At 33.3% G+C, this 26,249-nt stretch carries 21 protein-coding genes and 2 pseudogenes; 11 read left to right on the forward strand and 12 right to left on the reverse strand.

All coding sequences use genetic code 11. The features are described 5' to 3' along the window. The first annotated feature begins 23 nt into the window (after window positions 1-23). A complete protein-coding gene (kbl, locus tag ACXAHM_RS12560) occupies window positions 24-1,211 on the forward strand; it encodes a glycine C-acetyltransferase (RefSeq protein ID WP_474960792.1) in 1,188 nt (395 codons plus the stop codon). A 65-nt stretch (window positions 1,212-1,276) separates the two neighbouring features. Here the strand turns inward: kbl and ACXAHM_RS12565 are convergent, their stop codons facing one another. The 5 genes and pseudogenes from ACXAHM_RS12565 to ACXAHM_RS12585 all read right to left on the reverse strand — a co-directional run. Then, window positions 1,277-1,438 carry a hypothetical protein gene (locus ACXAHM_RS12565; RefSeq protein ID WP_474960793.1) on the reverse strand — a complete coding sequence of 54 codons (162 nt, stop codon included), beginning with the start codon at window positions 1,436-1,438 and terminating at the stop codon, window positions 1,277-1,279. A gap of 155 nt (window positions 1,439-1,593) precedes the next feature. Next, a complete protein-coding gene (locus tag ACXAHM_RS12570) occupies window positions 1,594-2,229 on the reverse strand; it encodes a hypothetical protein (RefSeq protein WP_474960794.1) in 636 nt (211 codons plus the stop codon). Window positions 2,230-2,395: 166 nt separating this feature from the next. Next, window positions 2,396-3,634 (reverse strand): TonB-dependent receptor plug domain-containing protein, encoded by a 1,239-nt coding sequence (locus ACXAHM_RS12575; RefSeq protein WP_474960826.1) that lies wholly within the window; start codon window positions 3,632-3,634, stop codon window positions 2,396-2,398. Window positions 3,635-3,646: 12 nt separating this feature from the next. Further along, the gene (locus tag ACXAHM_RS12580; RefSeq protein WP_474960795.1) at window positions 3,647-4,891 is read right to left on the reverse strand and encodes a TonB-dependent receptor plug domain-containing protein; all 1,245 of its coding nucleotides are present in this window, start codon (window positions 4,889-4,891) and stop codon (window positions 3,647-3,649) included. 12 nt (window positions 4,892-4,903) lie between these two features. After that, window positions 4,904-5,128: pseudogene (locus ACXAHM_RS12585) on the reverse strand (carboxypeptidase-like regulatory domain-containing protein); the annotation flags it as partial. A 591-nt stretch (window positions 5,129-5,719) separates the two neighbouring features. Here ACXAHM_RS12585 and ACXAHM_RS12590 point away from each other — a divergent pair. The 7 genes from ACXAHM_RS12590 to ACXAHM_RS12620 all read left to right on the forward strand — a co-directional run bounded on the left by ACXAHM_RS12590 (window position 5,720) and on the right by ACXAHM_RS12620 (window position 15,827). Next, window positions 5,720-6,331: a superoxide dismutase family protein gene (locus tag ACXAHM_RS12590; protein ID WP_474960796.1), complete on the forward strand. Its 612-nt coding sequence runs from the start codon at window positions 5,720-5,722 to the stop codon at window positions 6,329-6,331. A gap of 14 nt (window positions 6,332-6,345) precedes the next feature. After that, window positions 6,346-7,458, forward strand: coding sequence for an LVIVD repeat-containing protein (locus tag ACXAHM_RS12595; RefSeq protein WP_474960797.1), 1,113 nt, complete (start codon window positions 6,346-6,348; stop codon window positions 7,456-7,458). Window positions 7,459-8,176: 718 nt separating this feature from the next. Continuing rightward, a complete protein-coding gene (locus tag ACXAHM_RS12600) occupies window positions 8,177-10,963 on the forward strand; it encodes a bifunctional aconitate hydratase 2/2-methylisocitrate dehydratase (protein WP_474960798.1) in 2,787 nt (928 codons plus the stop codon). A 112-nt stretch (window positions 10,964-11,075) separates the two neighbouring features. Further along, the gene (locus ACXAHM_RS12605) at window positions 11,076-11,642 is read left to right on the forward strand and encodes a hypothetical protein (RefSeq protein WP_474960799.1); all 567 of its coding nucleotides are present in this window, start codon (window positions 11,076-11,078) and stop codon (window positions 11,640-11,642) included. A 6-nt stretch (window positions 11,643-11,648) separates the two neighbouring features. Then, window positions 11,649-12,146 (forward strand): hypothetical protein, encoded by a 498-nt coding sequence (locus ACXAHM_RS12610; protein ID WP_474960800.1) that lies wholly within the window; start codon window positions 11,649-11,651, stop codon window positions 12,144-12,146. An 8-nt stretch (window positions 12,147-12,154) separates the two neighbouring features. Further along, entirely contained in the window at window positions 12,155-12,793 is a 639-nt protein-coding gene (locus ACXAHM_RS12615; RefSeq protein WP_474960801.1) for a transposase domain-containing protein, read from the forward strand. 544 nt (window positions 12,794-13,337) lie between these two features. Beyond that, window positions 13,338-15,827 carry a T9SS type A sorting domain-containing protein gene (locus tag ACXAHM_RS12620; RefSeq protein ID WP_474960802.1) on the forward strand — a complete coding sequence of 830 codons (2,490 nt, stop codon included), beginning with the start codon at window positions 13,338-13,340 and terminating at the stop codon, window positions 15,825-15,827. A gap of 71 nt (window positions 15,828-15,898) precedes the next feature. Here ACXAHM_RS12620 and ACXAHM_RS12625 read toward each other — a convergent pair whose 3' ends face one another. Beyond that, entirely contained in the window at window positions 15,899-17,095 is a 1,197-nt protein-coding gene (locus tag ACXAHM_RS12625; protein WP_474960803.1) for an IS256 family transposase, read from the reverse strand. Between the two features lie 201 nt (window positions 17,096-17,296). On the opposite strand from ACXAHM_RS12625, the gene ACXAHM_RS12630 reads away from it, so the two are divergent. From ACXAHM_RS12630 to ACXAHM_RS12640, 3 genes and pseudogenes are all read left to right on the forward strand, one after another. Beyond that, window positions 17,297-17,569, forward strand: coding sequence for a hypothetical protein (locus ACXAHM_RS12630; protein WP_474960804.1), 273 nt, complete (start codon window positions 17,297-17,299; stop codon window positions 17,567-17,569). A gap of 306 nt (window positions 17,570-17,875) precedes the next feature. Beyond that, window positions 17,876-18,094, forward strand: a pseudogene (locus ACXAHM_RS12635) (helix-turn-helix domain-containing protein); the annotation flags it as partial. 57 nt (window positions 18,095-18,151) lie between these two features. After that, window positions 18,152-18,547, forward strand: coding sequence for a VOC family protein (locus tag ACXAHM_RS12640; RefSeq protein WP_474960805.1), 396 nt, complete (start codon window positions 18,152-18,154; stop codon window positions 18,545-18,547). Between the two features lie 105 nt (window positions 18,548-18,652). Here ACXAHM_RS12640 and ACXAHM_RS12645 read toward each other — a convergent pair whose 3' ends face one another. The 6 genes from ACXAHM_RS12645 to ACXAHM_RS12670 form a co-directional block, all read right to left on the reverse strand. Further along, a complete protein-coding gene (locus ACXAHM_RS12645; RefSeq protein ID WP_474960806.1) occupies window positions 18,653-19,531 on the reverse strand; it encodes an alpha/beta hydrolase in 879 nt (292 codons plus the stop codon). An 89-nt stretch (window positions 19,532-19,620) separates the two neighbouring features. Next, window positions 19,621-19,917, reverse strand: coding sequence for a hypothetical protein (locus ACXAHM_RS12650; protein WP_474960807.1), 297 nt, complete (start codon window positions 19,915-19,917; stop codon window positions 19,621-19,623). A 1,105-nt stretch (window positions 19,918-21,022) separates the two neighbouring features. Beyond that, window positions 21,023-22,363, reverse strand: coding sequence for a DEAD/DEAH box helicase (locus ACXAHM_RS12655; RefSeq protein WP_474960808.1), 1,341 nt, complete (start codon window positions 22,361-22,363; stop codon window positions 21,023-21,025). Between the two features lie 257 nt (window positions 22,364-22,620). Next, a complete protein-coding gene (locus ACXAHM_RS12660; RefSeq protein ID WP_474960809.1) occupies window positions 22,621-23,514 on the reverse strand; it encodes an alpha/beta hydrolase in 894 nt (297 codons plus the stop codon). A gap of 510 nt (window positions 23,515-24,024) precedes the next feature. After that, window positions 24,025-24,363 carry a cupin domain-containing protein gene (locus tag ACXAHM_RS12665; protein ID WP_474960810.1) on the reverse strand — a complete coding sequence of 113 codons (339 nt, stop codon included), beginning with the start codon at window positions 24,361-24,363 and terminating at the stop codon, window positions 24,025-24,027. 185 nt (window positions 24,364-24,548) lie between these two features. Continuing rightward, complete coding sequence (locus ACXAHM_RS12670; RefSeq protein WP_474960811.1) at window positions 24,549-26,243, reverse strand: sodium:solute symporter family protein; 1,695 nt, start codon at window positions 26,241-26,243, stop codon at window positions 24,549-24,551. Between the last annotated feature and the right edge of the window lie 6 nt (window positions 26,244-26,249).

Raw genomic sequence — 26,249 nt, forward strand, 5'->3', positions numbered from 1 at the left:
ATTAATCTTATAAAAAAGAAATAATGAGCAAAAAAATATATGAAAGTCTGAAAGAAGACTTAAAACAAATTGAAGCAGATGGTCTTTATAAAAACGAAAGAATCATCACTTCTCCTCAAGATGCTGAAATTACATTGAATACAGGACAAACTGTATTGAACTTTTGTGCAAACAACTACTTAGGATTATCAAACCATCCTAGATTGATCAAAGCGGCTAAAGATTCAATGGATTCACATGGTTTTGGAATGTCTTCCGTTCGTTTTATTTGTGGTGCTACTGACTTACACAAAAAATTAGAACAAAAGATTGCAGACTTCTTTGGAACAGAAGATACTATCTTATACGCGGCATGTTTTGATGCTAATGGAGGTGTTTTCGAACCATTATTGACAGCTGAAGATGCTATTATTTCAGATACATTAAACCATGCCTCAATCATCGATGGTGTTCGTTTATGTAAAGCAAAACGTTTCCGTTATGCTACTGCTGATATGGCTGATTTAGAACAACAATTAATTGCAGCGCAAGAGCAACGTTATCGTATTATTGTGACTGACGGTGTATTCTCTATGGATGGTCACGTGGCACCGATGGATAAGATCGTTGAATTAGCAGAAAAGTATGATGCTTTAGTCATGGTAGACGAATGTCACTCAGCAGGTGTTGTAGGTAAGACGGGTCGTGGTGTTACAGAACATTTCGATATCAGAGGTAAAGTTGACATCATTACGGGTACATTGGGTAAAGCCTTTGGTGGTGCTATCGGTGGTTTCACAACGGGTAAAAAAGAAGTTATTGAAATGCTACGTCAACGTTCAAGACCTTATTTATTCTCGAACTCAATTCCTCCATCGATTGCAGCAGCAGGTGTAGAAATGTTTGAGATGATGGATACAACAGATGAATTGTCTGTACGTCTTCACGAAAACACAGCTTACTTCAAAAAAGAAATGTTGGCTGCAGGATTTGATATCAAACCAACAGAATCTGCAATCTGTGCTGTAATGCTTTACAATGCTGAATTATCTCAACGTTTTGCTGAGAAATTATTAGAAAGAGGTATCTATGTAATTGGTTTCTTCTTCCCAGTAGTTCCAAAAGAACAAGCAAGAATTAGAGTTCAACTTTCTGCAGCACATACTCGTGCTCACTTAGAAAAAGCAGTAAAAGCCTTTACTGAAGTAGGAAAAGAACTAGGAGTGATTTAAACACTTTCTTATTCATATAAAAAATCCTCATTACCATTTAGTTGATAATGAGGATTTTTTTATTCTTATTTTAAGGCTATTTTTTCAAACTTCATTCTATTAATAAAGCCAACAGCCATTAACTCATTTCGGAAAGATTTTATTACTTGGTTATTTTCATAAACAAACACCTTCCCATTTTCATGTTTAATTTCTAATGCCGATTGATTTTGTTTTTTTGATTTCATGAATCATTAAAATTAGGTCAAAACTAAAATACAATTGCTCTTCTAAGATGACACTAAATTAGAATGAAAAGTTCCAATATTTAGTTTTTAACTGTTAATGATTCTTGTTTGAAAATGAAATCAAAAACGGAATTTATATGTACGAAATCAATTATTTATTCTTGACTTTCTGAAATTCTTTCTAAATAGATTGTTCCAGCTTCTTCTGTATCTTCTGTACCTTGTTGTAACTGATAAAACGTTTTGTTTGAGTTTTCTTCTAAACGTAAACTGTTAGCAACATCAATATAAATTACATATTTATCTCCTTCTTCAATTTCAGTTTCTGATGTTTCATCAAGAATAAAATCAAATGAAGTCTGTCCTACAAATAATGGTTTTTCTGTCCCATCAGCTTCAATAACTTTATTAGAAGCTGAGTTTTGACTTAAAATAACTTGACCTTCATCTTCTAGATTACCTATAGGTAAGGTTTCGTTAGTCCAAATTAAAGTGTCTTTTGAGGTAAATGATAATAAATCAACTTGACTCCCACTTGTGGCTCTAAAAATGACCTCTTGACCATTTACAGTTAAAATTAATTTGTCAATCCCAACAATTACTTCTTTTACACCGTTATGGAATTTATTTTCAGGGTCTAAGCTGTTTTCTTTTTCCATAGAAATATTGGAAGCCTGAAATAAAATGTCTGTTGATGATTGCTTGGCTAATAACTTGTCTTTCTTATCATTTACTGAAAATGAAGAGAGTAGCACACTTATTATAGCAAATCCTAATATATATTTTTTCATGAGATTAATCTTCAATCTTTTATAGTATTAGGTTTTACGTTTAAGGTGAAGTGCAAAACTTAGAAAGTATGACTTATTACTTATAAAATGTGGTTAAAAAAAAGCCATTCCCTATCAGAGAATGACTTTCTGTATATAAAATTCCTATTGTATAATCGAATTGAAATTAGAATTTGTAATTGATCGAAAGGTTGAATAATCTACCCAATTGGCTAAAGTGATATCCATCATACGTCATTTGTGAATAACGTTGGTTGAAAGTAATCAAGTTAGATTGATGTTGGATAGGAGTTAAACCATTTGTAAGTTCTGTACTATTGATCATTTCTTGACCAGCAGCATTTTCAGCTACAAATTCCCATTCTGGTAGAATGTTGAATAAGTTATTGATATTACCTGCAATCGTCAACTTGTCGTTTACATGATAAGTAATTGCTAAGTCAGTAACGATTTTAGGGATAAACTCAGTTCTTAAATCAGTAGACATACCTTGTTGTTTGAAAGTAGTTTTACCGAAATAAGTATTGTTTAATGCAAAATTGAACTTCTTGATATTATAATCCATGCCTAAGATCCATTTTGTTCTTGGTCTTGAAGTAAAGAATAATGCTTCTTGAGTTGCGTTGACTACTGATTGACCAGCTTCCTCTACTGTTTCTGGATTTTTTACAGCTCCTTCACGTTCGTTTTGGATAGTGTAGTTACCCGATAAATTGAAACCTAAGAAACCGCCACATAGAGCAATGTTTCTATAACTTGCTACGAAATCAATACCCGAAGTTCTTGTGTCAATTGCATTTACAAAGAAAGAAACATCAGACATATTGTTTTCTGTTAAGATCTGATCCAATGGAGTATTTCCTGCTTCAGTTGGTCCAATCTCAGTAGAAAGAACAATTCTATCTTCCACAGCAATGTTATAGTAACCTAAAGTAATGCTAAAGTTTCTGTTTGGTTTAAATCCAAAACCAGCTGTTAAGTTGGTCGATTTTTCAGGAGTTAATTGCGGTACACCTAAGAAACCTGCCTGTGGAGATACATTGTTCACTAAACCACCTACTTGAATACCTGCTCTAGGTACAAATGAATATTGTGCTTTTTGTGTATAAATTTGGTGAAGAGTTGGGGCTCTGAAATCTGTAGAAGCAGAAGCACGAACGGTCATTTTATCGTCTAATAGTTTATATCTAGTACTTGCTTTCCAAACAAAAGCACTACCAAAATCACTATAGTTTTCTGCACGGATTGTACCATTTACTAACCAATCTTTATTGATATCATATGCTAAGTCAAAGTAAGCACCCATATTATAACGGTTGAACGTACCTGAGTTTTCTGGAGTATTACCAGCAAATGAATCAGCACCACCACCATCATAAGAAGCTAAGCTACCTTCGTTGATGATAAATGTTTCACTTCAGAATTCAGCACCAAAACCAACACTTAAATTGTGTCTTACTTGTTTGTTGATATCAATGTTACCTACAATATGGTGGAACTCTGTACCTCCTACATCAAATGTTTTTGGAGGATTCTCTCTATATAATTGAGATCCTTCTGTCATTTCACCTGCATCAACAACACCATTATTGTTAGTATCAATCCATGTAGAAGGACTGTAAACATAATTTCTATTGTGTGAATTATTTACATAGTAACCTTGTGTGTTTCCACATACTGTAGCACTAACATCAGTATTCCATCCATTTTTACTCATTTGGAATCCTAAAGTAGCGTTATAATCATTCATTTCACCTTCAAAAGTTGGCACATAACCATCATAACCACCTGCGTTATTAGGATTTTCGCCAGGGAAGAAGTTTGCTAAATATGGGAAGTCTTCAACTGTTCTCCAGTAAGGTGTTCTATAGTTTGCATATGAGTTTACTTTCTTATAAACATAAGCAGCATTGAAATACATATTTACTTCATCAGATAAATCACGAGAACCATTGATCAAGAATTTTGCAGCAGTAGTTTCTGGGCTACCGTTAATATTTCCAGCATCTGGTCTACGGGATAAAAATTTCTCTACATCTGCGATATCAGCTCTAAAATCTAGAGATTCACCAATTGCATTTACTGTACCAGGACGATTTGCTAATGCCACTAGAGAGAAGTCAATTGTATAATTTAAGAATCCTTTTTTACCTAATGAAAGACCGTTATTTAAAGAGATACCGTACATTTCACCATCACCTTCTGAGGTGATACCAGTTCTCAAAGTAACTGATCCAGAATTTACATCATCTTTTAATACAATATTCATTACACCAGCAATGGCATCAGAACCATATTGTGCAGAAGCACCGTCACGAAGGATCTCAACTCTCTTGATAGCGTCTTGTGGAATGGCTGAGATATCAGAAGCTGTTTCACCACGACCTGGCGAAGTTTGTGTATAAAGTAATGAACTTAAGTTCTTTCTTTTACCGTTAATTAGGATCAAAGTTCTTGAAGAACCCATGTTTCTAATTTCATAGGGATCAAGAAGTGAAGTCGCATCATTTACAGGTGTTTGAACCGTATTGAATGATGGAATTTTATATTGTAATGCTTTATCAAATGATACTTTACCCGTGCTTACAAGATCTTCTGATGACACAATATCAACAGGAACCGGAGTGTCTGCATTACTTCTAGGAGCGCCACGTGTACCCACGATAACTACTTCATCTAATTCTTCTGCTTTTAATGTAAAATTAAATTCAGTTTTGTCACCTACTTGAGTTTCAATAGACTCGAATCCAACGAAACTAATAATAATTGTTGATTGTGTACTTGCATTTAATAGGAAGTAACCGTCCTTGTCTGTTACAACACCATTACTTGTTCCTTTTTCAAATACAACTGCACCTTGAAGGGGTAGACCTTCTTCATCAGCGATTTTTCCGGAAATTTATTTAGTTTGGGCCAAAGTAGTCCCGTAGCATAGCAATACACTAAGCGTAAAAAAAGTTAGAAGTTTTTTCATAATAAAATTTGAAAATTAATGAGCATTTCAGACGAATGCTCTGACTTTGTTTAAAGTTATGTTTAAAATAAATAGATTTCAGAATGAAATATAGAGACTAGTCGTACACTCAGAGAATACGATTAATAGTCAATATAATTTGAATTACATTTTTAATTGTTGTTGAAAGTGATTCTTTTTTTAATAGAAAGTTGAATTAAGAATTATTTATTTTTGAATTGGTAGAACATATATTTAGTTTCAAAGAGCTTGTGAGTTTGTAAATATTGCTTAATTAACAAAAATATTTAGTTGAAAAATAGAAAAATATTTTGATAATTATTGTATTTGCATAATATCCTAAGGTGTTCTTTTGATGTTTAATGTTTTAAGTGTTTTAATTCAACACAAAACTTTCTAAATAAGAATTTGAAATTCATAAAAGGTTTATTAGATTCATGTAATACAATGATAAATACTTCATTGTTATATGCTAAGATACCGACCATTATATACCTCTGACAAATGAAATCACTAATGAATAAACTCTTTGCTATTGGTGTTACCTTTATAATACTATTGCCTTCTTGCCAAGAAAATTTAAAAGAAAATCAACCAGAACATTCAGCAAAAATAATCTTCCATCCATTTACTGTCACAGAAGGACAAACTGCTGATACAAAATTTAAAGATTACGATGTAGATTACCAAGACACTTTAGGAATTGGATACGTTCAGGTTTTCGAAAATAAAGTAGGTATTACACTCAATCTAAATTGTGATAAACCAAGTTCTTCAAGTTCATTACATATTCATGAAGGAACAATGGATCGACCTTTGATGCATTGGAATCAAAAGGATACTTTATTGTTTTGTAGTTATAACAACTTAGGAACCACTTGGGATAAAAAATATGCGGGTGATCTTGGGAACATACATTTTGATGAAAATGGAGACGGTACATTCTATATTGAGTCTGACCTTTGGACTTTAGGAACCGATCAAAATGATGATATTTTAGACAAAGTGATTGTCATCCATTATTTCTATGAAGATTTCGCATTAGCATGTAGAAAAAATACACACAACAATAATCATGTCCACCATAATCCTAAAATAGGAGCAGGTGTTATCCAAAAAATAAACTAAATCCTAAATCTATAATGAAAATTCAATTATTCTTACTTGTCCTACTTTCTTTACTAATTTTTTCATGTTCTGAAGATAACAGATCTAATGAAGAAGAAATATTTGATATAAAACCACAATTTGAAATGGTAAGTCAATTGGATCTACCAGGAAGAGTCAATGATATTTGGGGTTTTGAAAAAAATGGAATCGAATATGTTTTGATATGTAGTTTCAGTTCTTCAACGGAAGCAGGTCAAGTCAATATTATAAACATTAATGATCCATCAAATCCTGAAATTGAATCAACCATAGAAAGTAGAGGTTTTGATATGAAAGTTTGGGGAGATTATCTCTACGTTGTCAATGGATCAAATGCTTATGGACCAAAGGGAAATATTTATAACATCTCAGATCCTAAAAACCCGGTATTTGTTTCTGAAATGAGCGATTATCACAATATTTTTATTGATGATGAAGGCTATCTTTATGTTACAGGATATTTTGATATTAATGTTGAAGGTTCAAACGGTTCGGATGTTAGTATTTTTAATTTAAATGAAAACCCAATCAATCTAAAGGAAATTTCTTCAGTACCCTATTGGGATGAGTTTGAAATCCCTGCACATGATATCTCAGTAATAGATGACCGTTTATATATTTTTAGTATTAGTATGTCCTATTTTAAAATTGTAGATGTTTCTGATAAACTTAATCCTGTGACTTTAGGAATTTATGAATTTGATAATAATGAAAATGTGCATAGCGGATGGGTAACAACAAACCATGATTATGTTTACATATGTCTAGAACAAGCACGAGAAGAGGAGGAAGATATCGTGATTTTAGATATTTCTAATCCAAATAATATAGAAAGAGTTGGTCTCATTCATGATACAGAAGACATTGTTCATAATACTTATATAATTGATGATCTTGCTTACACCTCATTTTATAATGGAGGCTTTAGAATTTATCAATTAGAAGATCCAACTAATCCAGAACTTATTTATGAATATAACACTGATCCAGAAAAAAATGGATATGGTGCATTTGGTGTTTATCCTTTCTTTAAAAGTGGAATAATTGGGGTGAGTGATGGTTATAATGGGTTGTTTTTATTTAGGGAAGTACAACAAGATGAATAAATTATAAAGATCATCAATTAGTCTTTTAACCTTATCAAATAATTATATTAAGAAGTATTTGATAAGGTTTTTTTATCTTCTTTTTGAAATGAAATGAAATAGAGTTCATTATGATGATAAATGATATATAAATAGCACTTTATCATGAATTATCTAAGGGTTTGAACCTTTCAAAAAATAAAATAGTCGAAGGGGTGTATTGAAAATAATAGCCTATTTAGAGCAGGTTATTTTACTACAATTGGTTAATGTGAAAATGTATACTGAATGAGGACTAAGTTCAGTTTGCTAATAATTTATACTTAATGTTACTTCTTTAAGATTAGATGTATACCCAAAATTGATTCTTTACTATGAGAGTAAAAGTGAAAGATTGGGGTTCAGATCAAGAATTAGAGCTTAATTAAGTGATAGTGGAGGTTGCCAATTATGTGACCTCCAATTTTTCTCCATTAATAAATGTTTCTTGAAATTTTAATTTTTGATAAAAATATCCTGAAAATGTTCTTAAATCTTAAGTTAACTTACTGATTATTGAGAAATTAGCAGATATAAATTCTATAATCAGAAATATTTGAAAATTAATGCGTATTTTTGCAGTGAAAATAGACCATGGGATTTTGTCAAAAAGATTAAAAGAAGAATTTTTACTTTATTTTCAACTCAAAATAGAAACAAACTCTTTCAACACCCTTTTTGACGTAATTAACAATTTTTTATGAGCAGATATAGCGAATACCTGAACGAAATAGAAGAAAGAAAAGGTCAAGGACTTCATCCTAAGCCGATTGATGACGCAGAATTATTAGGTGAAGTAATTGCACAAATTAAGGATTCAGGTAATGAACACCGTAACGATTCTCTTAACTTTTTCATTTACAACACTCTTCCTGGTACGACAAGTGCTGCGGGTGTGAAAGCGAAATTTTTAAAAGAGATTATCTTAGGTGAGGAAGTTGTAGAAGAAATTACTCCTTCTTCTGCATTTGAACAATTATCTCACATGAAAGGTGGACCTTCTATCGAGGTTCTTCTTGATTTAGCATTAAATGCACAAGCTGCTATCGCTGAAGAAGCTGCAAAAGTATTGAAAACACAGGTTTTCTTATATGATGCAGATATGGAGCGTTTAGAAGGAGCTTATAAAGCAGGAAATGCTATCGCTAAAGATATCTTAGAAAGCTATGCTCAAGCAGAATTCTTTACAAAACTTCCTGAAGTAGAGGAAGAAATTAAAATCGTTACTTTCATCGCTGGTACAGGTGATATCTCTACGGATTTATTATCTCCAGGTGCTGATGCTCACTCAAGATCAGACCGTGAACTTCATGGACAATGTATCTTTGAGCATAATAAAGAACAACAAGCAGCTCTTACAGCTTTAAAAGAGCAACATCCTGATAAGAAAGTAATGCTTATCGCTGAAAAAGGTACAATGGGTGTAGGTTCATCAAGAATGTCAGGTGTAAACAATGTTGCACTTTGGACAGGTGTTCCTGGTTCACCTTATGTTCCTTTCGTTAACATTGCTCCAATCATTGCAGGTACTAACGGTATCTCACCAATTTTCCTTACAACTGTAGGTGTAACAGGTGGTATTGGTATCGACCTTAAAAACTGGGTGAAGCAAAAAGATGCTGATGGAAACGTAGTTGTAGATGCTGATGGCGAGCCTGTATTAGAGCAAGCTTATTCAGTAGAAACAGGTACTGTTTTAACAATCAATACAAAAGAGAAGAAATTATACAACGGTGATAAAGAATTAATCGATATCTCTGCTTCATTAACTCCACAAAAAGTTGAGTTCATCAAAGCGGGTGGTTCTTATGCAGTTGTATTCGGTAAGAAATTACAATCTTTTGCTGCTAGAGTATTAGACGTAACTGCTCCTGTAGTTTTCGCTCCTTCAAAAGAAATTTCTGTAGAAGGTCAAGGTCTTACAGCAGTTGAGAAAATTTTCAATAAAAATGCAGTAGGTACAGACTTAGAAGGTCGTGTACTTCACGCAGGTTCTGATGTTCGTGTAGAAGTAAACATCGTAGGTTCTCAAGATACTACAGGTTTAATGACTTCTCAAGAGTTAGAATCAATGGCAGCTACGGTAATCTCACCTATCGTGGACGGTGCTTACCAATCAGGTTGTCACACAGCATCAGTTTGGGATAAAAAAGCACAAGCAAACATTCCTAAGTTGATGAAGTTTATGAACGACTTTGGTCTAATCACAGCACGTGATCCTAAAGGCGTTTATCATTCAATGACTGACGTAATTCACAAAGTATTGAATGACATTACTGTGAGTGATTGGGATATCATTATCGGTGGTGACTCACATACAAGAATGTCAAAAGGTGTTGCATTTGGTGCTGATTCAGGTACTGTAGCATTAGCGTTAGCAACTGGTGAAGCTTCTATGCCAATTCCAGAGTCAGTAAAAGTGACTTTCAAAGGAAACATGAAGCCTTACATGGACTTCCGTGATGTGGTTCACGCAACACAACAACAAATGTTGAAGCAATTCAGCGGTGACAACGTATTCCAAGGTAGAGTAATTGAGGTACACATCGGTACTTTAACTGCTGACCAAGCGTTTACATTCACTGACTGGACTGCAGAAATGAAAGCAAAAGCTTCAATCTGTATCTCTGAAGACGAGACATTAATCGAGTCATTAGAGATTGCTAAAGCAAGAATTGAAATCATGATCGAAAAAGGAATGGACAATGAAAAAGCCGTTCTTAAAGGTCTTGTAAATAAAGCGAACAAGCGTATTGAGGAAGTGAAGTCAGGTAGCAAACCTCCATTGACTCCAGATGCTGACGCGAAATACTTTGCAGAGGTAGTAGTTGACCTTGATCAAATCGAGGAGCCAATGATTGCCGATCCAGATGTAAACAATGAAGATGTATCTAAGCGTTATACGCACGATACAATTCGTCCACTTTCATTCTACGGTGGTGACAGACAAGTAGACCTTGGTTTCGTAGGTTCTTGTATGGTTCACAAAGGTGATATGAAAATTTTAGCTCAAATGTTGAAAAACGTTGAAGAGTTACACGGTAAAGTTGAGTTTAAAGCTCCACTAGTAGTAGCTCCTCCAACTTACAACATTGTTGATGAGTTAAAAGCGGAAGGCGATTGGGAAGTATTACAAAAGTACTCAGGATTTGAATTCGACGATAACGATCCAAAAGGAGCGGCACGTACGAAATACCAAAACATGCTTTACTTAGAGCGTCCTGGCTGTAACTTATGTATGGGTAACCAAGAAAAAGCAGAGCCAGGTGATACTGTAATGGCAACATCAACACGTTTATTCCAAGGTAGAGTTGTAAAAGATTCTGCTGAGAAGAAAGGTGAGTCATTATTATCATCTACTCCTGTAGTGGTTCTTTCAACTATCTTAGGTCGTACTCCTACTTTAGAAGAGTACCAAGCAGCAGTGAAAGGAATCCACTTAACGAAGTTCAAACCTTCATCTAAGTTGTTAACTACACAAGCTTAGTCTGATTTTATTTACTCTTAGAGTATTAGACATATTTAGCCTCCTGAGCAATCGGGAGGCTTTTTTTATCATTACTTTTTTGTACTTGACTAGGTTTCTTGTGATACTACTTATGAATTTAATATATTTATTATTCAAAGGAATAAATGAAATAATTCCATTAAAATTAGAACAAGAGGAAGGAGGTGAATATGATTGTTTGATATACAAAGGGAGTTTTCTAGGAAATGCTCAGAATGTCTTATTTTCATCTGTATTCGATGATACAGTAAAAGTGAGTTATACTAACAACATATCAAATCTAAATATTGATGCATTAGTAAAAAATTACAAATATCTAAAGGTGAATGACTCTCTGATGGATCGATTTAAAATAGGTGATACATTAAATATTTACATCTCATATAATAGTTGTTTTAGTTCGGATGTGGAAAAAATAAGATTAGTATATAAATCAAAAAGAGAATTATACCTATCAAAAAAGAATAGTATAGATATACAAGTCTCTACTAATTTAATTAAGAAATTAAAATATATAGAAACTAAAGTAAGTAAAGAAGATTGTGGAAGCACTACAAATGAATTAATTTTTTTAGAATTAAATGGAGAAATAAAACAAATTAATAAAGCGTATTGTAATGATAAATTCGATAAGTATCTAGCTAAAATACTAAATTAAAAAAATATGAAGATCATTAGGCTAGGACCAAATGGAAAATTAAGCCAAAAAGAAGCCTTTATCATTGGTGGGACTTTCAATCTCTTTGAAAGAATAAAATTAGGTGGTAATGGTTCTCCAAAAATGATTTATCTATCGGGTATTAATAGTTTTGATGAAGTAAGTAATCAATCAAATGATATTGACTATATCTCTATCGAACTTCATCGAAATGGTATCGTATTACGTTTTAAAAAGAAAAGCAAATATATGGGAGCTTTAATACATTTTGATGAGATTAAATCAATTAAAATAGAAGTTCAAAAAACAGAATATATTGTAAGAGGTCAGTTGCATTCTTACTTTTCATCGAATGTTATTATGAATTTAAATGATGCATTAATTTACCTAGAGATACAGCCTACTCACCATAAAGCGGGAATTAATTTCTTTTCAAAATCACCTTTTGACAAAGTTTTAGAAATTATTACATTACCTATTATTAAAGCAGAACAACATATCTAGCAAACAGAATGTATCACATCACTCGAAAAACAAGTAAAGAACTAGTCGTAGAATTAGATAAAAAAAGCATAGTATTAAATTTAGTACTGTCATTATTTCTGAGTTTGATCATTGGGTATTTAATGATGTCTGAAAGTTTTTTATCCTCTCCATTTTTAAAATATATAATAGTATTCACACTTGCTTCACTGGTTTATCAGGCTGTGAAATTCATGAAAGGTGACCAATTGTATTTTGATAAATCGTCTAATGTATTGAAAAGAAATGGTAAGGTAATTCAAAAATTAGAGAAATTGTCTCGAGTGAATTTTGAAACAATAAAAAGAGAAGAATCAAAAAGTGATTACAATATCATTATTGAGTATATAGAGGAGGAATGGCTTACCGTAACCATATCTAGTCATATCGAAAGAAATAGAATGTTAGCAAAAGAAATTGCAGCATTTTTGGAAGTCCCTTTTCGTAATGTTGATGAGAAAGAATTTGCAGGTAATGAAAAAGGTGCTGCACAAATAGCAATGTTCTATTCCTTCTTTGCTACCGCAAAAATGCATGACATTGAACCTTATCAATGGTTGAAAAATACGCTTGAGGTTATTGATGATTATCCAATCAATAAACTAGAGGAACTACTGCCTGTTAAATAGTTGGTGTAGACAAGTGCGGGTTGGCCGACTGCTTACTCAACAAGCATAAAATATTACTATCGAAAACATTTAAGGTCAGCAGATTCTGTTGACGTTTTCTTTTTTATACGTTATTGATGATCTAATTCTCTACTCTTTATAATAGTTGAATAGAGTAAAAGTTAGTTACTAAAAATAGATCATAGAGCAGTAGCGTTGGATTGATAATGATAACAGTAAAAAATAATATCAACAGATTTATCATATTGTTAGAGAAAACAATTAGTCAAAATTACAGGGGTGAAAACTCTAGTAATAATGTTGTATTACTTGATTCAAATGTTGTGGATTGAAATTTTACAACATATGTGCTATATAAATGATAATTTTTTACATATGTTAATGTTACACTAATATAGATTTGAATGACCAAAAACAAATTGCCATAACTTCTTGACCCACTTATAGTAAAATACTATGAGATGAGATTATTACTTTAAATTAACCTTACATGAAACGAATTTATCTCTCTTTTCACTACACTTTAATTTTCATGTGTTTATGTTTGATAAACACTCTAGATGCCCAAACGCTTTCTCAAAATGGTATTGGAAGCTTCGAAAATGCCACAGACTTTTCTTCTGATTGGTGGGTTGCTGATGAAGGAATTGCTAATTTTTCAGTAACAAATGTAGGAACTTATTATGGTGACCGTCATTTAAAAGTAGATATTACATCAGGTGTCCCTGAAAATGTAAGAATGCACAACCGTGCTGACAGCTATTTTAATTTAATAGCAGGACAGGAGTATACCGTATCTTTTTATGCAAAAGGGAATATTGGTAATACATTGTCTGTCAATTTCGCCAATCAAAATGCTGCTATTGGTATTGACACTGTTACATTGAGCTTGGATGAATGGTCATTTTATACTGTAAAGTTTACTTCTAATGTAACTTCTAATAACGGAAGAGTCAGACTTAAATTTATGAACCAAGGTATCTATGAAATTGATGAATTGACAGTTAGAGAAGGAGGTTTTTCTTTATGGCATGTTAGCCCTGAGGGAGTAGATTCTCAAAGTGATGAACAAGGATTATCCCCTGAAAAGCCTTTAAAAAGCATTTCTTATGCCATAAATAATGCTTGGCAACCCGGTGATATCATTTACGTGATGGACGGAACTTACCGTAACAACAATTTTGGAACTGGAGAATTAAATAGTGGTTCAGTAGTTTATATTGGAAAAGCAGGAACTCTAAACGGTCCTTTAGTTATAAGAAATTACCCAGGTCATCAACCAAAAATTGAATTTGATGGTGCAGGAGGTTTTATAATAGGTGTTGGGGAGTATCTAGAGATATCAGGCTTTGAAATCCAAGGACCAAATCAGAAAATCACAAAAGAAGAAGCAGAAGAATTTCGATTTGATCAATACAATTATTATCAAGGGAGAGGTATCGCTGTTTGGGCTTCTAATGGAGGAGGTCATCATATTTTATTCCACTCCAACAAAGTCTATGATTGTCCTTCTTCAGGTATTAGAATCAATAACTCTGACTACTGTATACTGACGAATAATGAAGTATTTAATACTACGACTTGGTCTTCAACAGGATCGAGTGCTATTGTTTTAGCACAATCAAAAAGTTATGATCAAGATCAGAAGATCAAAATGAGAATCACTAGAAATAGATCATATAACAACGTCAATAATATCCATTATTATAACCGTAATTATAATTGCCCTGATCCAAAAGCTTATGGTTGCCCAGATTACCCCAAAATTATAGATGGCTCGGGTTGTTATATCACTAGAAATAATGATAGAGGAACAGGAGAGGTGGATGAAAATCCTAATGGTCAATATACAGGCATGTTTTTATTTGCCAATAATGTAGCTTTCGGTAATGGAATTAACGGTGTAGTAGTTCATAAATCTGATAATTCTATTGTAGTCAATAACACAACATACCATAATGGGCAAGTACCATTATCGGAAGGAAGACAAGAAGCGGCAGGAATTACTGTAAACGAAAGTAATAATGTAAGGTTCTACAATAACATTGCTATCACAGAATTTGAAACGGATTATGGTTTTAAAAAATACAATGGAACGAATAACATTTCGGGAGCGAATAATATTCTTATTAATGGCAAATCAGATATTCCAAATATGACAAACTTCTTAGCTGTTGATGATCCACATTTTACAAATATTGAAGATATGGAGTTTGATATCAGGGCTACAAGTGAAGCAATCAATGTGGGCGTTAATACGAACCAAGTAAATCCTATTTCGGGAACAGAAATATCAGAGTATTTCTTATACAATGACAATCAAGGGAATCCAAGAATTTATGGAAATAGTGTAGATATTGGTGCTTATGAATATCAAGGAAGTGGTAGTAGTTCATTACCTTTTGTATCAAGTATTGATAATTTAGATGGAGTACTTTCTGTTAATTCAGGAGAAACAATTACTGTAACGGTTGATTTTGATGCTCCCGCAGCAAGAGATGTTGTCATTTTATTTCAAAGAGATAATAATCCTTTCACCACGTACAAATCATATCGAGAGACTGTAAGTGCAGGAAGCGGAACAGTTACTGCTTCTATTCAATTACCTTCAGATATTCCTATTGCTACTAACGATTATCAATACAAAGCCTTTATTGCTCCTGTAGGTGGGTCGAATAATGATGCTTATGCAAGTATGAGTGTAAAGAACATTAGTGTTGTCAGCCCAAGTAATGCAAGAGTAAATTCTAAGAATGATTATGTAGCTAATGAATTTCAGGTATATCCTAATCCAACGAAAGGAGAGTTTAATTTTATGTGTCATTTAGAAAGTCAAAGTACAGTATCATTAAAAATATATGATCTTACCTCTCAAGTAGTTGCAGAGTATAATGATCTTCAGCGAAATGTGGGAGCACATGAATTACAATTTAATGTAGAACAATCGCTTTCGAATGGATTATATACTTATTTACTAATCATCAATGGAAATGAACGAAAAGTACACTCAGGAAAAGTAATAGTCAACAGATAATTTTGACTAGTCCTAAAATAATATTGACACTCTTTCACTAAGTGTGTAAGTACTACAAGGAAGGATTGGGTTTAAAACCTGATCCTTTCTTTGTATAATACTTGAAATTGATTCAAAATTACTCCCCAGTTTCTGATTGGCATTGTCCATTTTTTTGTTGCTTCTTGTAAGGCTAAGAAAACAGATTTTTTTACTGCATCATCTGTTGGGAAGGATAATTTGTTCTTTGTGTATTTTCGAATTTTACCATTCAGATTTTCTATCAGATTGGTAGTGTATATAATTTTACGAATTTCAAGAGGGAATTCAAAAAATACAGTTAATTCATCCCAGTTATTCCGCCAGCTTTGGATAGCATATCCATACTTTTCACCCCACTTCTTTTCCAGAAAATCAAGAGCCTCTTTAGCTGCATCCATATGTGGAGCTCCGTAGATATCTTTCATATCTTTAGTAAAGGCTTTCTTATCTTTCCAGACTACATATTTGCAGGCATTCCTAATTTGATGGACGATACATATTTGAGTAGAAGCATTAGGAAATACTGCTTTGATTGTTTCTGTAAAACCATTGAGGTTATCAGTGGATGTGATTAAAATATCTTCAACTCCTCGCGACTGAATATCAGTTAGTACAGTCATCCAAAATGCAGAAGATTCATTTTTACCAAGCCACATACCTAATACTTCTTTTTTACCATCAGTACATAAACCAACAGCTAAATAGATGGTTTTATTGATCACTTTGGAGTTTTCTCTCACCTTAAAAACGATCCCATCCATCCAAACGATAAGGTAAACAGGCTCCAAAGGGCGCTTGTGCCAGGCTTCAATATCTTCAACTACTGAAGCTGTAATTCTTGAAATAGTAGCCGTTGAGACATCAAAATCATAAAGTTCTTTGATCTGATTTTCAATGTCCGAAACGCTCATCCCTTTTGCATAAAGTGAGATAACTAAACTCTCGATACCTTGAGCAATATTCTTTCTTTTTGGTACAATTTCAGGTTCAAAAGTCCCTTTACGATCTCTTGGTATTTTGATATCTTGTTCTCCAAATTCATTTTTTATGGTCTTACTGGTATAGCCATTTCGGTAATTGGAATTCTCTGACTTCTCATGTTTTTGATAGCCTAGATGGGCATCAATTTCACCTTCAAGCATTTTCTCTAAAGCTCTTTTTTGGAGTTGCTTCATAAAGGAATTTAAATCTTCTGCTGACTTGAATTGTTTTAAAAAATCGTCGTTTAATAAATCTTCTTTGTTCATCGTGTATCAGTTTTATATTCTAAATAAAATAAACTATACACTTAATTGAAAGAGATAAAGCAGATCTTGAACAGTGACTAAGTCAATATTCTCTTTTAAAGGAGATAATTGACTTACTCACAATTCAAGATTTCAGAGTTTACACAGTTTGTGTTATACTCCCAGGCAGGGAAATCTTACGTTATTTTGGTAAACATCAAAATGGGAGCTTGGAAAGCTCAAGTCGGATTAGAGCCTCAAAATGTGAATAATCCTGATCAAAGCGAAGAACTTCAAAGAGCTATTGAATTGATCAAAAAGAAGGATCCTGTAGTGACACCTCAATCTTTAATTGATAAAACAACAAAAAAATTAAATGACAAAGGCTTTGTTGAAAACATCATACAACGTTATGAAAATGATTGGAAGAACAACAGCAATATTGTCAAAGAAATTACGCCAGATATGTTTGTTCCTGATGAAATGATGAAATAGATTTCTTTAAGAATACACAAAGTTTATGCATGGGTTAGATATTTGGGTTATCTCAATTATCATACCCATGCATTTTTTTTTGGCCTTCAACTAATTGGAAAAATTATCATTCAATTTTGTAAATTAGAGTTCAATCAATTGTACTATGAAATTTTATAATAGTGAAATTAAACGTCTAAAGGATGATATTTACTCCAATCAATGGCAAAAAGATACGGTTATTGGTCTCAAAAACTATATAGATCTACATTTTATGAAAATCTAAACCTCGAGCTATTTTCTAGAATTTGATATGTATCGAAATTTCATTTACTAAGAGTTTTTAAAAAATATTATGGTCTCACACCCAATCAATATTTGATGAATACAAGGATCAAGAAAGCAAAGCAGTTTATTAAAGAAGGGAAATCTATTTCAGAGGCTTGTCATGAGGTGGGTTTCGAAAGTTTGAGTTCGTTTAGCACATTATTTAAGCGAAAAACGGGATCAACCCCTAAAGAATTTCAAAGGAGCAATTTTCGATAAATGATTTTGTTTACCTATTCCAATCTTTGCATTATTAAACTTTAAAAGACAAAAAAAATGAAAATTAAACTTGTAAGTGTTCCTGTAATGGATCAAGAAAATGCACTTGAATTTTATACAAGTAAACTCAACTTTGTAAAGAAAATTGATACACCTGTTGGAGATGGTAACCGTTGGTTGACTTTAGTTGCTCAAGAAGAACAAGATGGTCCTGAATTACTTTTAGAACCTGCTCCAGAAAGCTTTGCACCTGCTAAGCAATATCAAACGGCTTTATTTGAAGCAGGAATTCCTTACACACAGTTTTATGTAACGAGTGTTCAGGAAGAGTATGAAAGGTTAATAAAATTAGATGTTGAGTTTAGTGTAAAACCAACTGAAATGGGAACAGTTAAAATTGCTGTTCTGAATGATACTTGTGGAAATTATATTCAAATAATAGAAATGCTCTAAAAGTATTTTCATAATCAAAACACCCTTATTGAATAAAGACGATAAGGGTGTTTTATTTTATAACTATTTTTTACTTTGAAAGTATGAAAATATCTTTTACGGACTTTAAGCTTTTAAAAATTGAATAATTTCATCAAAAGCTTCCTTAATTTTTTTGTTTTCGAATCCTCCTTCAAATTTATCAAACATATGACTTGATCCATTCATTGGGATGAGTTTGAGTTCCAATTTTTGTTCTTCTAATGCATCTGCAAAGTTCTGTGATTCAGAAAAAGGAACATCGTTATCCATTGTTCCATGAACTAATAGGATTGGAGGATAATTAGGTTGGATATTTTTTAAAGGACTTAATGCTTCGTATTGAGCTTCAGGAGTGTCTAATGCATATCCTGTAATAAATTCTCTCCACCTTCCTGTTTGTCGCGTATATATGTAAAACTCGAATCGATCTTTGAAAGAAACATTGGCCACAATATCTTTTCTTAACTTCTTCATTGCTTCATCCTCAGAGATTCTTTTCATTGCACTATACGTGGAACTTGAGGCGTAAGTCCATTCAGAGGTGATATCAGCATAACCATATATAGAAACTACTTTTTTAATCGGTAAACGTGGATTATTTGCGGCAAAAATAGATAAATAACCCCCTGCGGAATGTCCAACTAGGTTGATATTATTCTTATCAATAGCAATCAAACGATTATTTTCTATCGTCCACGTAATTGCATCTTTTATATCCTTATGAATTTCATCAATCTTAGAAGAAGGAGCCAATTGATAATCAAAACACAGTACCTTGAAACCATTTTCTAGATACAATGCTAATTGTTCTTGCTCAATATCATGACGTCCGCCACTGACTAATCCTCCGCCATGTAACCAAATGATAACAGGCCTAAATTCATTAATATCACCTTTGTAAAATAAATCTACTTCAATAGCAGTCGTAAAAACTGTTTTATATGTGAGTGTCTTTTTGTTCATGTAAATACTTATATTTTTCACAAAATACTATTCCGTACATTAAAATTTCAATAACAATTTATTAAATTTCTAAAGCAGTTTCTATTGCTTTATTTTTTTAAAATAAATGTATTGTAAGCCTCTCTTAATTCTGTGAAGAATTTTTCTTTTACATCATTTTTAGCATAAATATCATGTTTCTCAACAGCATGTTGTAAAGCTCTTGAAAAGCCAGTAAGCCAATCTGGACGTTCACCTAAGTGCCCAGACCAAACTGTGATATTACCAACCACTTCTCGGATTGAATTTAAATCTTCTTCTTCTAAAGCATTTTTAATAACCTCTATTGAACCTTTAAAGCTATTATCTAAAGCATCTTCTGCTAGCTGTTCTTCTTTTGTAAGCATATGGGTGAAGGGTTTATAGTATTTATAGTCTAAAAATTAGCATTTTAAATGAATAATAAAAAAAGAACAGAAGAAAAATTGAAAGTCTACTTTTTGTAGAGGCACGATTTATCATGTCTCCAAACCATAAGCAAATAATGAAAAGTGAATAATGAATAATAAAAAACGTCAGTTTACTTAGTCCCAAACATAAATCCATGGGCAATAGAGTGGCTATCCTACCAAAAACGATCCGAAGAAAAATTGAAAGCTTACTTCTTGTAGAGGCACGATTTATCGTATCTCCAAACCAAGAGTTAATAATGAAAAGTGAATAATGAATAATAAAAAACGTCAGTTTATGTAGTCCCATGCATAAATTCATGGGCATTAGAGTAGCTATCCTACCAAAAACGATTCGAAGAAAAATTGAAAGCCTACCTTATGTAGAGGCACGATTTATCGCGTCTCCAAACCAAGAGTTAATAATGAAAAGTGAATAATGAATAATAAAAAACGTCAGTTTACTTAGTCCCAAACATAAATCCATGGGCAATAGAGTGGCTATCCTTCCGAAAACGATCCGAAGAAAAATTGAAAGCCTACCTCTTGTAGAGGCACGATTTATCGTGTCTCCAAACCACAAGCAAAAACTTTAATTGTCATTATTATCATCTACCAGAAGAAAATTCCATATTGTTGTACAACCCAAAGATTGAACTTATGAAATTGTTTTTAGGAAGTGTGTGTATCGTAATCTCACCATCTTCAAGCCTAGGTAGATGAATAGAATGGTTATGCACCACATTCAGTACTGATGATGATGACATCTAATGAATATTATAAATTACAAAATGTAGCTTAAAAGCAGTCTAGTTTTAGACCAGATGAAGCAGATAAATATGATAATCTTTGTGAACTACTTTAAAATATGTATTACAAAAATTTGTTTTCAAGTTTTAAACTTAATGAAATTGGTCCTTCTATATGGGACTATTACTTAACACATGGAAAATTTTGGACAAAAAATAAGCCAACCTAGTTTTTGTAGGTTGGCTTATTATTTACAAAATATCGTAAGTATCTATGATTACTATAGAGCCACAATGCATTGTGGCTCTACAATTTATTTAGAAGTCTTTCTTGAATGATTTCGTTTTTTGAAAGAAGTATTTTTTCTAGACTTTTTGGGAGCATTTGATCGATTACTCTCTTTTTTTACACCCTCTCTATTTGTTTTCTTCTTTTTCTTATTCGCAAAAAACTCCCTTTTTCTATTCTGTTTCTCTTTTTCTAAAGATTTTTTCTGAGCCGCAGTGAGTGGTTTATCTGTTTGAGGATTTGGGTGTTCTTCAACTACCACTAACTCTTTTTTAGTCAGCTTCTCAATATCTCTTATGTATTTGTTTTCTTCCGTTTCACTAATAGAAATTGAGACCCCTTTTTCACCTGCACGTCCGCATCTACCAATTCGGTGTACATAGGTTTCTGGTTCATTCGGAATATCATAATTAAATACATATTGTAGTTTATCTATATCTATACCACGTGCCGCAATATCAGTGGCAATTAAGAGACGAAGACTATTTTCTTTGAAGGCTGAAAGTGCTTTTTGCCTTTGATTTTGAGATTTATTCCCATGAATAGCAGCACACTTTATTCCCTTTTTAGTCAGCTTTTTTACAATATTATCAGCACCATGTTTTGTTCTAGTAAATACCAATGCATGGTTTATATTTTTATTCTCTAAGATATATTGAAGAAGGTCTATTTTCTCCTTCTTATTGGTATAATAAACATACTGTTGTATCGTCTCTGCCGTAGATGATACGGGTGCAACAGTGACGCTCTTAGGATTGTTTAAAATCTGTTGTGAAAGCGTAATGATATTTTTAGGTAACGTGGCAGAGAAAAAGAGCGATTGTCTTTTCTTAGGTAAAAGTTTTAAAACCTTCTTGATATCATGGATAAATCCCATATCAAGCATACGGTCTGCTTCATCCAATACAAAGTACTTGATATCGGATAAAGAGATAAAACCTTGATTTATTAGATCTAATAATCTACCCGGAGTGGCAATTAGTAAGTCAACTCCTTTTTTTAGAACACGTACCTGAGACTCTTGCTTAACCCCACCAAAAATTACGGTATTTTCTACATCAGTATACTTTCCATACTTCTTGCAGTTTTCTTCAATTTGAATGGCAAGTTCTCTGGTAGGTGTAAGAATCAGTGCCTGTATCTTTTTTCTACTTCCTTTTTCCTTTTTCTCTTCCTGCATCAATTGGATAATAGGAATGGCAAAAGCAGCAGTTTTTCCTGTACCTGTTTGTGCACATCCTAATACATCTTCCCTTTTTAAGATTAAAGGTATTGACTGTGCTTGTATAGGAGTAGGTTTATGGTAATTTTCTTCCTTAAGTACTTTAAGTATTAAGTCGCTAATTTTAAGCTCTTTAAATGTCATGTTATATGCTTTATATGTAAGCACAACCATTTTAAATTGGAGAGCTCATAATAAATTTCATCAAAGATAAGTGATCATTCTTGTGAAAAAGTAATTTTACCAAACTCATTTAATGAAGATTGGAATTATTATATTTTACTTACAAATAAAGCTATACAGAGACCAAAGTGTGTAATTATTTATTTCAATTGTATAAGTCTTTATATAGCTTCTTATTTTACAATCCAATACACTATTACCATAGTTTTACTTTTTCATTATTCCACTACTACCCAACTTTCATCCAGCATCCATTCATAAAACCTTTCAATCCAACGATCAGAAGCCAAGCCTTTCTTACGCATTCCAAAACCATGACCGCCCTTGCTATACATATGCATTGCTGCTTGATGACCATTATTGACCCATGAGTTATACAAATTGACAGAACCTGGGGCAAGATGCAAAGGGTCATTTTCAGCACAAACAACTAACATAGGAGGTGCATCTTTTCTTGGAAAACGAATAGGCATTACTTCCGTCCATGGATAAACATTGACGACAAAGTCTGGTCTGTTGTTTTGTTCTTTGACATAATAATAGCTGGTACCCATGGAGATGGCTCCACCTGCAGAGAAGCCTACGATCCCTAATTTGTCAGTGAAAATATGATATTTTTCTGCATTTTTTCTAACATATTTGAGTGCCTCAAATGCATCTCGAATAGCATACGGCAATACTTCATTGAGCATTTGAGAAAAAAGAACAGGGTCTTTATGTCGGTATTGATTGACCTCTTCTACGCCTTCTTTGGTTGTTGGTACTAATCGATATTTTAATACAAATGCTGTAATTCCTTTTTTCGTAAGCCAATCCGCCACTTCTCTTCCTTCAGAAGTAATACTGTTTGCCATTAGTCCACCTCCGGGAACAACAATGACCGCCGTACCATTTGGTTTTTCGGGTTGATATACTTCCAATGTTGGTACTGAGATATTGGTAATCACATCTGTACCCCATGCTTTGTAATAAAAGGCTCTTTCTTTCCCTTTCCAATCGATATGTTTGGGGTTTTCATAAGGTAAATGTATTAGTTCTTGTGCTAAAGTTGTTGAAGTAGTCCAGACTGTGATCAACAGGGTGAAAAGGAGTTTTATGATATTTGATTTCATTTTGAATATCTTAAAAAAGTGAATGTTTGCGGTGGTAAAAATAAATGTTTTTTGGAGGAAATGGGTGAGGAGGACGTAAATTTTGTATTCTTTTATTTTTATAGTGTATTAAGAGCCATGATTTTGTTTATGTGTTTCGTGAGACGCGATAAATCGAGTCTCTACAAGGGAAATCCTTTCAATTTTTCTTCTGCCTTTTTTGAGAGGATAGCCAACCTTAAGACCATGAATTTATGCATGGGATTACGGGTATTGGCGTTTTTAATTATTCATTATGCACTTTTCATTATTTGCTTGTGGTTTGGAGACGCGATAAATCGAGTCTCTACAAGGGAAATCCTTTCAATTGTTCTTCTGTTCTTATTGGAAGGATAACCACTTTCAAGCCCAAGATTTCATTTATGAGGATACGTGTAATGATATTTTTCACTTTTCATTCAAAAAAAAATACCCCCAAACAATTTTCATGTTTGAGGGCGGTAGGACACTTTACTTTCACTAAATAAGTCTTTAAGCTACGACACTTTTGACTCTATTACTATCATCACTTTTATTTAAAGTCAATCTTACAATACTGTCTTGATCTGCTTTTAGGTCGTGGTAAATGTTGGCATCAAGAGCAATAATGCTTCCGGCAGTCATTTCTACTACTTCCTCATTGACACCAAACTGAATTTTTCCTTTTACAATCTCTACCACGATAGGTAAGGGAGCTTTATGCTCTTTCATTACTGTACCTTCCTGCATTACAATTCTGATTTCTTTTGTAAATTCTGTTTCAAAAAGAACAGTAATTATAGGTCTTTCAGCATTGTAAACGACATCGTTGTTGATATTTGTAAGCTTCATTTCTTTATTGTTTTGGTGATCAATATTTTGATGATACAAAAGTACTAGGGCATCGTCCTTTATTTTCTGATAAATATCAATTTATAAGCTGAGTTTTTTATTTCTTGATGATAAAAAAATCCCAGCTTCAGTAGTTTTTGCTACTGTATGCTGGGATACAATTTGATCTATTTGAAAAGGATGGTTTAATGCATTTGAACTTCTTTGGAAGCACCTTTAGGGTAGCGAATACTTTCTACCATTTCTACTACTTCATCAGGTGTTTTTGGTGTAAACTGAACGACAATCAAAGCGGTAACGACATTGATCAACATCGCTATTGTTCCGAAGCCTTCAGGGGAAATACCAAACCACCAATCTGCGGAAGTAGTGGTGCCAAATAAATGGAATTTATATGTTAAAATATAAAGAATCATACTGCCAAGACCTGTGATCATACCTGCGATTGCTCCTTCTTTATTCATTTTTTTGTAGAAGATCCCAAGAATAATGGCTGGGAAGAAGGAAGCTGCTGCTAAACCAAATGCTAATGCGACGACTGCAGCAACAAATCCTGGAGGGTTGATACCGAAGTATCCTGCGACAATTACAGCAAAAGCAGAGGCAATACGAGCAGCCATTAATTCACCTTTTTCACTAATATTTGGCATCCATTGCTTTTTCAGTAAGTCATGCGATACAGAAGCAGAGATTACTAATAATAGGCCCGCTGCTGTTGAAAGAGCGGCAGCCAAAGCACCAGCAGCGACTAGTGCAATAACCCAATTGGGTAACTGGGCTATTTCTGGATTGGCAAGTACAATAATGTCTCTATCTATATGTAGTTCGTTGGCATTAGCATCTGCTAAATACTGAATTTTTCCATCTTGGTTTTTATCATCAAAAGCAATTAACCCTGTCGTTTCCCATTTTTGAAACCACTCGGGCATACTTGAGTATTCTTGATTACTTACAGTTTCTATCAAGTTGACACGAGCAAAAGCTGATATTGCAGGAGCAGTTGTATAAAGTATAGCGATAAAAGCTAAAGCATATCCAGCAGAAGACCTTGCGTCTTTTACTCTTGGTACTGTAAAGAATCGGACGATGACATGGGGCAAGCCAGCAGTTCCTAACATTAGTGCTGCTGTAATACAAAATACATCAATCATTGACTTTTGACCTTCCGTATATTGATTAAATCCCAGTTCCATAGACAATTGATCAAGCTTGTCTAATAGGTAAGTATCGCTTCCAGTCAAAGTATCTCCAAAACCTAACTGAGGAATTGGGTTATTCGTCAATTGGATTGAAATAAAGATTGCAGGAACCATAAAGGCAAAAATCAAAATACAGTATTGTGCAACTTGTGTGTAAGTAATACCTTTCATTCCACCCATTACAGCATAGATAAATACCAATGCCATACCGATGATGACGCCAGTGTTGATGTCTACTTCTAAAAATCTAGAAAATACAACTCCAACACCTCTCATTTGTCCAGCGACATAGGTAAAAGAAACAATCAAAGCCGCAAATACAGCAATTGTTCTTGCTTTTTGAGAATAATAGCGATCACCTATGAAATCAGGAACGGTAAATTTTCCAAATTTTCTAAGGTAAGGCGCGAGTAATAAAGCCAGTAAAACATAGCCTCCTGTCCATCCCATGAGATAAACACCTCCGTCATAGCCCATAAATGAAATAAGACCTGCCATGGAAATAAAAGAAGCGGCAGACATCCAATCGGCCGCCGTAGCCATTCCATTGGCCAAAGGAGAAACGCCTCCACCTGCGACATAAAATTCTTTTGTCGAACCGGCTCTCGACCAAACGGCGATACCGATATATATTAAAAAAGTGAAGCCTACGATGATGTAGGTCCAAGTTTGTACGTTCATTATTGT

Source organism: Flammeovirga sp. AWQ4_249 (genome assembly GCF_056161045.1).